Here is an 8,570-nt window from a genome sequence, read left to right on the forward strand (position 1 = left end):
CTTCTTATTTTTCTTTAGTAAATGGTAATCCGAATTTAGATAATAAAGCTTTTGCTTCTTTATCTGTGTTCGCTGAAGTTACAAAGGTAATATCTAAACCTTGAATTTTCTTGATTTTATCAATATTAATTTCTGGGAAGATAATTTGCTCTTTGATACCTAAGTTATAGTTACCTCTACCGTCGAAACCTGTAGAAGAAATACCGCTAAAGTCACGTACACGTGGTAAAGCTGCAGATACTAAACGATCTAAGAATTCGTACATTTTCTCACCACGTAAAGTTACTTTAGCACCAATTGGCATTCCTTTACGTAATTTGAAAGCTGCTTCATCTTTCTTAGAAATTGTTCCTACTGCTTTTTGACCAGTGATTAATTCTAACTCTTCGATAGCGTAATCAACGATTTTTTTGTCAGCTGTAGCCGCACCTAAACCTTGAGATAAAACAATTTTCTCTAATTTAGGAACTTGCATAATAGATTTGTATCCGAACTCTTCTTTAAGAGCAGCTACAATCTCTTCTTTATATTTAACCTGCGGACGAGGTGTGTATGTTGTTGTACTCATCTTAGATAGCTTTTCCTGATTTTTTAGCAATTCTTACTTTTTTCCCTCCTTCTTCTTTGATCGCTACTTTCGTTGCTTTCCCAGTTTCTGGATCTACTAAAGCCAATTTACATAAATAGATTTGAGCTTCTTTTTCAACAACTCCACCTTGTGGATTTTGTGCGCTTGGCTTTACACGTTTTTTTGCAATATTAACCCCTTCAACGATAGCTTTAGCTTTGTCAGGGAATACGCGTAACACAGTACCAGTTTGACCTTTGTTAGATCCTGATAAAACGACTACTTTGTCTCCTTTTTTAATTTTTAACTTTGCCATGTTGTTCTATTATAATACCTCTGGGGCTAATGATACAATTTTCATATATTCTTTATCACGTAACTCACGAGCAACTGGACCGAATACACGAGTACCACGCATTTCTCCTTGAGTGTTCAATAATACACATGCATTATCGTCGAAACGGATATATGAACCGTCTTTTCTACGAACTTCTTTTTTAGTTCTAACTACAACAGCTTTTGATACAGCACCTTTTTTAACGTTTCCTGAAGGTGTAGCTTCTTTGATCGCAACTACGATTTTGTCACCTACTGATGCGTATCTTCTTTTAGTACCACCTAAAACGCGGATTACTAATGCTTCACGAGCTCCTGTGTTATCTGCAACTTTTAATCTAGATTCTTGTTGTAACATAACTTATCTTATTTAGCTCTTTCAATGATTTCTACTAATCTCCATCTTTTGTTTTTAGACAAAGGACGAGTCTCCATGATACGCACTGTGTCACCTTCGTTACACTCGTTATTTTCGTCGTGCGCTGTATATTTCTTCGTTTTTAAAACGAATTTCCCATAGAATGGGTGCTTTTGCTTCTTAGTTTCAGCTACAACAATGGTTTTTTCCATTTTGTTTGATGTAACTAAACCTACTCTTTCTTTTCTTAATTTTCTTTCCATCAGTTACAGATTACTGTTATGATTGTTTTTCGTTTAACACGGTATTCAAACGAGCAATTGTTCTGCGTAAGTCTCTAATACCGATTGGATTTGCTACAGGAGAAACAGCGTTTGTCAATTTTAATTGATCGTAGTTCGCTTGTTCTTCAGCTATTTTAGCTTGTAACTCCTCAACACTTAGATTTCTAATATCTGCTGCTTTCATTTTTTCTTAATTTTTGAAATTATTAATTTTGGAAATCACGTGCAACGATAAACTTAGTCTTAACAGGTAACTTCTGAGCTGCTAAACGCAATGCTTCAGTTGCAACCTCTACTGGCACACCTCCTACTTCGAATAAGATACGACCTGGTTGTACAGGAGCTACCCAATATTCTGGTGCACCTTTACCTTTACCCATACGTACCTCTGCTGGTTTCTTAGTAATTGGTTTATCTGGAAATATTTTAATCCATAATTGACCCTCTCTCTTCATGAAACGAGTTGCAGCAATACGAGCTGCCTCGATTTGACGTGCTGTAATAAACGCTTCGTCTAAAGATTTGATCCCGAAAGTCCCGTAAGCTAATTGAGTTCCTCTGTGAGAAACACCTTTCATCTTACCTTTTTGGGTTTTTCTAAACTTTACTCTTCTCGGTGATAACATATCTACTTAATTCTTTATGTTAGTTGTTAAACTAAATTATCGCTTTCTATTATTAGATCTTTCACCTCCCTTTCTGTTGTTGTCAGACTTTTTTTGTTTTTTCTGTAATCCAACTAAAGGAGATAATTCTCTCTTACCATATACCTCACCTTTCATGATCCATACTTTGATCCCTAAACGACCATAAGTTGTATGAGCTTCTGAAATGTGGTAATCAATGTCTGCACGGAATGTAGACAAAGGAATACGTCCATCTTTATAAGTTTCAGAACGTGCCATCTCTGCACCGTTTAAACGACCAGAGATTTGAACTTTGATTCCTTCTGCGTTCATTCTCATTGCTGATTGAATTGCCATTTTAATAGCACGACGGTAAGAAATACGATTCTCAATTTGACGAGCGATACTATCCCCTACTAAGATTGCATCTAATTCTGGTCTCTTAATTTCGAAGATGTTAATTTGAACCTCTTTACCAGTGATTTTCTTTAACTCTTCTTTTAATTTGTCAACTTCTTGTCCACCTTTACCAATAATGATACCTGGACGAGCAGTAGTTACAGTTACTGTAACTAATTTTAAAGTACGATCGATGTAAATACGAGAAACTCCGGCTTTAGACAAACGTGCTCTTAAATAAGTACGAATTTTTGCATCTTCTGCAATTTTATCACCGTAATCATTTCCACCGTACCAGTTAGAATCCCATCCTCTGATGATTCCTAAACGATTTCCGATTGGATTAGTTTTTTGTCCCATATTCTTAATCTTGTACTTTTTGTTTATCTTCTTTAGTTCCTAAAACCAAAGTTACATGGTTTGAACGTTTTCTGATTCTATGTGCTCTACCTTGAGGTGCAGTACGAATTCTTTTTAATTGACGTGCACTATCAACAGAGATTTCTTTAACATATAATCCAGCTTCTTCAACATCAGCTCCTTCATTTTTGATTTGCCAGTTAGCGATAGCGCTTAATAACAATTTCTCTAAACGGATTGAAGCGTGGTTTTTAGTATATTTTAAAATACCTAAAGCTTTTTGAATTTCAACTCCACGGATAATATCTACTACTAATCTCATCTTACGAGGAGAAGTAGGAACATTATTTAATTTCGCAAAAGCTACCTGCTTGTTAGCTTCTTTGATTCTTTCGTTACTTAATCTTTTTCTAGATCCCATGGCCCTTTACTATTTTTTTCCTTTGTTTTTAGCTCCGGCATGACCTCTAAAAGTACGTGTAGGAGCGAACTCACCTAATTTATGACCTACCATATTCTCAGTAACATAAACAGGAATAAATTGCTTTCCGTTGTGTACTGCGATTGTTTGACCAACAAAATCAGGAGAAATCATTGATGCTCTTGACCATGTTTTGATCACGTTTTTGCTACCGCTTTCTACGTTAGCAAGAACTTTCTTTTCTAATTTATAGTGGATGAATGGTCCTTTTTTTAATGAACGTGCCATAAATTATTTTTTTCTTCTTTCAACAATATATTTGTTAGACGCTTTCTTCTTGTCACGAGTTTTGTAACCTTTCGCTGGAATACCGTTACGAGAACGAGGGATACCTCCTGTCGCACGACCTTCACCACCACCCATTGGGTGATCTACAGGGTTCATAACCATTGGACGAGTTCTTGGACGACGACCTTGCCATCTAGAACGACCAGCTTTACCAGAAACTTCTAACTGATGGTCTGTGTTAGAAACAACACCTACTGTTGCTTTACACTCCACTAAAATCATTCTTGATTCACCACTTGGTAACTTAACGATAGCATATTTACCATCACGCGCAACTAATTGAGCATAAGTACCTGCACTTCTTGCCATAACTGCTCCTTGCCCTGGACGTAATTCAATACAAGAGATTACTGTACCTAATGGCATATTTTTAAGCTTCATAGCATTACCTACTTCTGGTTCTACGTTTTCACCTGAAACAATTACTTGTCCAGCTTTCAAACCATTTTGAGCAATAATGTAACGTTTTTCACCATCTTCGTAAGATAATAAAGCGATGAATGCAGTTCTGTTTGGATCGTATTGTACAGATTCTACAGTTGCAGCACCTTCTTTATCACGTTTGAAGTCGATGATACGATATTTTTGTTTGTGTCCACCACCGATATAACGCATTGTCATTTTACCAGTGTTGTTACGTCCACCCGATTTAGATTTTCCTTCAACTAATGTCTTTTCTGGCTTAGCATTTTTATCTACTGCCGCAAATTCATTAACCACTCTAAAACGTTGTCCCGGGGTGATAGGTTTTAATTTTCTTACTGACATTTTTTAATTCTTAAATTATCCGAACAACTCTATTTCTTGACCTTCAGCTAAGCTAACGATCGCTTTTTTCAACTTATTTGTTTTTCCAGTTTGAAAACCTGTTTTTGTGTAACGAGTTTTTACTTTTGGAGCAGATACTAAAGTACTAACAGAAACTACAGATACACCGTAAGTTTTTTCTACAGCTTCTTTAATTTGAATTTTGTTAGCTTTTGTGTCTACATAAAACGAATATTGCCCTAACAACTCACTGTTATTAGTTGCTTTTTCTGAAATTACTGGTTTAATTATGATTCCCATTTTCTTCGTCTTATTTTGTTAAATTTTCTTGAACTGTTGCTAAAGAACCTTCTAAAAATACGATTTGAGAAGCATTGATTAAATCAAATACATTTAATTCCTCAGTTGTAACAACTTTAACTTTTTGTAAGTTACGAGAAGATAAATATACATTGCTATTAGATTCACCTAATACGAATAATGATTTTGTGTTCTCTAATCCTAAATCAGTTAAAACAGTTTTGAACTCTTTAGTTCTTGGAGCTTCGAAAGAAAAGTTTTCAACAACTTTGATTTCATTCTCAGCTAACTTTTGTGATAAAACTGATTTTTTAGCTAATCTCTTTTGTGCTTTGTTTAATTTGAAAGAGTAGTTTCTTGGACGTGGTCCGAAAACTCTACCTCCTCCTCTAAACACTGGAGATTTGATAGAACCAGCACGAGCTGTACCTGTTCCTTTTTGCTTTTTGATTTTACGAGTTGATCCCGCAATCTCAGCTCTTTCTTTTGCTTTGTGCGTTCCTTGGCGTTGAGCTGCTAAATATTGTTTAACTTCTAAGTACACTGTGTGTGTAGAAGGCTCAATTCCGAAAACTGCCTCGTCTAAAGATACTGTTCTTCCAGTTTCTTGACCTTTGATGTTTAATACTACTACTTCCATCTTCTAACGATTACGTATGAATTTTTAGGACCTGGGATAGCACCTTTAACAATTAAAAGATTTTTCTCAGTATCCACTTTAAGTACTTTTAAGTTCTGAACAGTAACTTGTTTACCACCCATTCTTCCAGCCATACGCATTCCTTTGAATACACGAGATGGATCTGAACCAGCACCGATAGAACCTGGAGCTCTTAAACGGTTATGTTGACCGTGTGTAGCTTGACCTACCCCACCGAAACCATGACGTTTAACAACACCTTGGAAACCTTTTCCTTTTGAAGTACCTGTAATACTTACAAATTCTCCTTCGTTGAATAATTCAACGTTAACTTCTCCTCCTAGAGTTAAAGAGTTCACGAATTCTTCACCGTAAAACTCAACTAACTTTCTCTTTGGAGTAGTTCCAGCTTTTTTAAAGTGACCTTTTAAAGCATTAGTCGTGTTTTTTTCTTTTGCGTCATCGAAACCAAGTTGAGCAGCAACGTACCCATCTTTCTCTACGGTTCTGACTTGAGTAACCACACATGGCCCAGCCTCTACGATTGTCACAGGAATATTTTTCCCGTTCTCATCAAATAAGCTAGTCATCGCGATTTTTTTACCAATGATACCTGACATTTGATTAAAATATGTTAATAATTTGTTTAATATTTCAGAGAATGTGGACTTTCGACCACTAGAGATCTTCTCTAAAATTAGCATGCAAATGTATGAATTAATTTGTAAACAACAAACTTTCAATTGATTATTTTTCAAAAGTTTACAAACAGCGAAAAATATCAATCAAAGCATTCTTAATAGCAATTCATAAAAAAACCCTGAGATGTGCACGTCTCAGGGTTTATATTTATTTAAAATACAGCTAACTATACTTTAATTTCTACTTCAACACCACTAGGTAATTCTAACTTCATTAAAGCATCAACTGTTTTAGATGAAGAAGAATAAATGTCTAATAATCTTTTGTGAGCTGATAATTGAAATTGCTCGCGAGATTTTTTGTTAACGTGTGGAGATCTTAAAACTGTAAAGATTCTTTTGTGAGTTGGTAATGGAATTGGTCCATTAACAACAGCTCCTGTAGCTTTTACAGTTTTTACGATTTTTTCAGCTGATTTATCAACTAAAGAATAATCGTAAGATTTTAATTTTATTCTAATTTTTTGACTCATTTTTCTTGAATTAAGCGTTACCTTTTGCTTTAGCAATTACAGCTTCAGACACGTTTGTTGGTGCTGGAGCGTAGTGATCGAATTCCATTGTAGATGTAGCACGACCAGAAGATAATGTACGTAATGAAGTTACATATCCGAACATTTCTGCTAATGGAACCATAGCTTTAATAACTTTAGCGTTATTTCTATCATCCATTCCTGATACTTGACCACGACGACGGTTTAAGTCACCTACAATATCACCCATGTTTTCTTCTGGAGTTAAAACCTCTAACTTCATGATAGGCTCTAAGATTTGAGCACCAGCGGCTTTTGCAGCAGCTTTGTAACCCATTTGAGCAGCTAACTCGAAAGATAATTGGTCAGAATCCACAGGGTGGAAAGATCCATCTTTTAAAGTAACTTTTAACGAATCCATTTCGAATCCTGCTAAAGGTCCATTCTTCATTGCAGCTTTGAAACCTTTCTCAATAGAAGGGATAAATTCTTTAGGAACGTTACCACCTTTAATTTCTGAAACGAATTCTAAACCTACTTTTCCTTCATCTGCTGGTCCCATTTCGAAAACGATATCAGCAAATTTACCACGACCACCTGATTGTTTTTTGTAAACCTCACGGTGATTAGCTGGACGAGAGAATGATTCTTTGTACTCTACTTGAGGCTCACCTTGGTTAACCTCTACTTTAAATTCACGTTTTAAACGGTCAACGATGATATCTAAGTGTAACTCACCCATACCAGAAATAACTGTTTGACCAGAAGCCTCATCAGTTTTTACTTGGAATGTTGGATCTTCTTCAGCTAATTTAGCTAAAGCCATACCTAATTTATCAACGTCAGCTTTCGTTTTAGGCTCAACTGCGATACCAATTACTGGATCTGGGAAGTCCATAGACTCTAATACGATAGGGGCTTTTTCATCACATAAAGTATCTCCTGTTTTGATATCTTTGAAACCTACTGCAGCTCCAATATCACCTGCTTCGATTCTCTCGATAGGCTCTTGTTTGTTAGCGTGCATTTGGAAGATACGAGAAATACGTTCTTTGTTACCAGAACGAGTATTTAATACGTAAGATCCAGCGTCTAATCCACCTGAATAAGCACGGAAGAATGCTAAACGACCTACGAATGGGTCAGTAGCAATTTTGAATGCTAATGCTGCGAATGGCTCATCAACTGAAGGTTTTCTTGAGATAGGCTCGTCAGTTTTTGGGTCAGTTCCTGGGATCGCTTCTTTATCACTTGGTGATGGTAAGTAACGACATACAGCATCTAACATGAATTGTACACCTTTGTTTTTGAACGAAGATCCACAAGTCATTGGGATGATAGACATATCTAATGTTGCAGCACGTAATGCAGCGTGAACTTCTTCTTCAGTAATAGAGTTTTCGTCCTCCATGTACTTCTCTAATAAGTTCTCGTCATACGCAGCTACTTCTTCAATTAATTGACCACGGAATTGTCTTACATCGTCAACCATATCAGCTGGGATTTCAACAACATCAAATGTAGAACCATGATTCTCATCATGCCATACAATTGCACGGTTTTTAATTAAATCTACAACTCCTTTAAAGTCTGCTTCGTCACCGATTGGTAATACAATAGGAACAGCATTTGACCCTAACATTTCACGTACTTGACGACATACATTTAAGAAGTCAGCTCCTTGACGGTCCATTTTGTTAACGAAACCTAAACGAGGAACTTTATAGTTATCTGCTAAACGCCAGTTTGTTTCAGATTGAGGTTCAACTCCATCTACTGCTGAGAATAAGAAAACTAAACCATCTAAAACACGTAAAGAACGGTTTACCTCTACTGTAAAGTCAACGTGACCAGGAGTGTCGATAATATTAAAGTGGTACCCTTTAGCGTCTGGTAATGGTTTACCTTGTTCTGTTGGGAATGTCCAATCTACTGTTACAGCTGCAGAAGTAATTGTAATACCTCTTTCAGCTTCTTGCTCCATCCAG

15 protein-coding genes are annotated in these 8,570 nt (G+C 36.2%); all 15 read right to left on the reverse strand.

The genetic code is table 11. The features are described 5' to 3' along the window. Positions 1-4 precede the first annotated feature (4 nt). Positions 5-568, reverse strand: coding sequence for a 50S ribosomal protein L5 (rplE, locus tag B2X73_RS07280; RefSeq protein WP_038335516.1), 564 nt, complete (start codon positions 566-568; stop codon positions 5-7). 1 nt (position 569) lies between these two features. Further along, positions 570-884 (reverse strand): 50S ribosomal protein L24, encoded by a 315-nt coding sequence (gene rplX / locus B2X73_RS07285; RefSeq protein ID WP_038335509.1) that lies wholly within the window; start codon positions 882-884, stop codon positions 570-572. A 9-nt stretch (positions 885-893) separates the two neighbouring features. Then, entirely contained in the window at positions 894-1,262 is a 369-nt protein-coding gene (gene rplN / locus B2X73_RS07290; RefSeq protein ID WP_019974196.1) for a 50S ribosomal protein L14, read from the reverse strand. An 8-nt stretch (positions 1,263-1,270) separates the two neighbouring features. Next, entirely contained in the window at positions 1,271-1,525 is a 255-nt protein-coding gene (rpsQ, locus tag B2X73_RS07295) for a 30S ribosomal protein S17 (RefSeq protein ID WP_019974197.1), read from the reverse strand. 16 nt (positions 1,526-1,541) lie between these two features. Beyond that, a complete protein-coding gene (rpmC, locus tag B2X73_RS07300) occupies positions 1,542-1,730 on the reverse strand; it encodes a 50S ribosomal protein L29 (protein WP_038335494.1) in 189 nt (62 codons plus the stop codon). A gap of 22 nt (positions 1,731-1,752) precedes the next feature. Beyond that, complete coding sequence (rplP, locus tag B2X73_RS07305) at positions 1,753-2,172, reverse strand: 50S ribosomal protein L16 (protein WP_038335490.1); 420 nt, start codon at positions 2,170-2,172, stop codon at positions 1,753-1,755. Between the two features lie 36 nt (positions 2,173-2,208). Then, positions 2,209-2,931: a 30S ribosomal protein S3 gene (rpsC, locus tag B2X73_RS07310; RefSeq protein ID WP_019974200.1), complete on the reverse strand. Its 723-nt coding sequence runs from the start codon at positions 2,929-2,931 to the stop codon at positions 2,209-2,211. 4 nt (positions 2,932-2,935) lie between these two features. Beyond that, a complete protein-coding gene (rplV, locus tag B2X73_RS07315; protein WP_019974201.1) occupies positions 2,936-3,352 on the reverse strand; it encodes a 50S ribosomal protein L22 in 417 nt (138 codons plus the stop codon). Between the two features lie 9 nt (positions 3,353-3,361). Continuing rightward, complete coding sequence (gene rpsS, locus B2X73_RS07320) at positions 3,362-3,640, reverse strand: 30S ribosomal protein S19 (RefSeq protein WP_019974202.1); 279 nt, start codon at positions 3,638-3,640, stop codon at positions 3,362-3,364. Positions 3,641-3,643: 3 nt separating this feature from the next. After that, entirely contained in the window at positions 3,644-4,468 is an 825-nt protein-coding gene (gene rplB, locus B2X73_RS07325; protein WP_038335472.1) for a 50S ribosomal protein L2, read from the reverse strand. Positions 4,469-4,483: 15 nt separating this feature from the next. Continuing rightward, positions 4,484-4,768, reverse strand: a complete 285-nt coding sequence (gene rplW, locus B2X73_RS07330; RefSeq protein ID WP_038335466.1) for a 50S ribosomal protein L23 — start codon at positions 4,766-4,768, stop codon at positions 4,484-4,486. 10 nt (positions 4,769-4,778) lie between these two features. Then, positions 4,779-5,408: a 50S ribosomal protein L4 gene (gene rplD, locus B2X73_RS07335; protein WP_038335460.1), complete on the reverse strand. Its 630-nt coding sequence runs from the start codon at positions 5,406-5,408 to the stop codon at positions 4,779-4,781. After that, on the reverse strand, positions 5,399-6,028 hold the full coding sequence (gene rplC / locus B2X73_RS07340; RefSeq protein WP_038335606.1) for a 50S ribosomal protein L3: 630 nt from the start codon (positions 6,026-6,028) through the stop codon (positions 5,399-5,401). The genes rplD and rplC overlap by 10 nt, the downstream gene beginning before the upstream one ends. A 248-nt stretch (positions 6,029-6,276) precedes the next feature. Next, positions 6,277-6,582 carry a 30S ribosomal protein S10 gene (gene rpsJ / locus B2X73_RS07345; RefSeq protein WP_019974208.1) on the reverse strand — a complete coding sequence of 102 codons (306 nt, stop codon included), beginning with the start codon at positions 6,580-6,582 and terminating at the stop codon, positions 6,277-6,279. A 10-nt stretch (positions 6,583-6,592) separates the two neighbouring features. Then, a partial coding sequence (fusA, locus tag B2X73_RS07350) for an elongation factor G (RefSeq protein ID WP_291096101.1) occupies positions 6,593-8,570 on the reverse strand: 1,978 nt, incomplete at its 5' end.

The sequence above is a fragment of the Empedobacter sp. UBA7252 genome (assembly GCF_002472765.1).
GTDB classification, from domain to species: Bacteria; Bacteroidota; Bacteroidia; order Flavobacteriales; family Weeksellaceae; genus Empedobacter; species Empedobacter falsenii_B.

Excerpts from the sequence above, each read along its gene's own strand:
- rplP (WP_038335490.1), bottom strand. The coding sequence starts at position 2,172 with ATGTTATCACCGAGAAGAGTAAAGTTTAGAAAAACCCAAAAAGGTAAG.
- rpmC (WP_038335494.1), bottom strand. The coding sequence starts at position 1,730 with ATGAAAGCAGCAGATATTAGAAATCTAAGTGTTGAGGAGTTACAAGCT.
- rplV (WP_019974201.1), bottom strand. The coding sequence starts at position 3,352 with ATGGGATCTAGAAAAAGATTAAGTAACGAAAGAATCAAAGAAGCTAAC.
- rplC (WP_038335606.1), bottom strand. The coding sequence starts at position 6,028 with ATGTCAGGTATCATTGGTAAAAAAATCGCGATGACTAGCTTATTTGAT.
- rpsQ (WP_019974197.1), bottom strand. The coding sequence starts at position 1,525 with ATGGAAAGAAAATTAAGAAAAGAAAGAGTAGGTTTAGTTACATCAAAC.
- rpsJ (WP_019974208.1), bottom strand. The coding sequence starts at position 6,582 with ATGAGTCAAAAAATTAGAATAAAATTAAAATCTTACGATTATTCTTTA.
- rplB (WP_038335472.1), bottom strand. The coding sequence starts at position 4,468 with ATGTCAGTAAGAAAATTAAAACCTATCACCCCGGGACAACGTTTTAGA.
- rplX (WP_038335509.1), bottom strand. The coding sequence starts at position 884 with ATGGCAAAGTTAAAAATTAAAAAAGGAGACAAAGTAGTCGTTTTATCA.
- rpsS (WP_019974202.1), bottom strand. The coding sequence starts at position 3,640 with ATGGCACGTTCATTAAAAAAAGGACCATTCATCCACTATAAATTAGAA.
- rpsC (WP_019974200.1), bottom strand. The coding sequence starts at position 2,931 with ATGGGACAAAAAACTAATCCAATCGGAAATCGTTTAGGAATCATCAGA.
- rplW (WP_038335466.1), bottom strand. The coding sequence starts at position 4,768 with ATGGGAATCATAATTAAACCAGTAATTTCAGAAAAAGCAACTAATAAC.
- rplN (WP_019974196.1), bottom strand. The coding sequence starts at position 1,262 with ATGTTACAACAAGAATCTAGATTAAAAGTTGCAGATAACACAGGAGCT.
- rplE (WP_038335516.1), bottom strand. The coding sequence starts at position 568 with ATGAGTACAACAACATACACACCTCGTCCGCAGGTTAAATATAAAGAA.
- rplD (WP_038335460.1), bottom strand. The coding sequence starts at position 5,408 with ATGGAAGTAGTAGTATTAAACATCAAAGGTCAAGAAACTGGAAGAACA.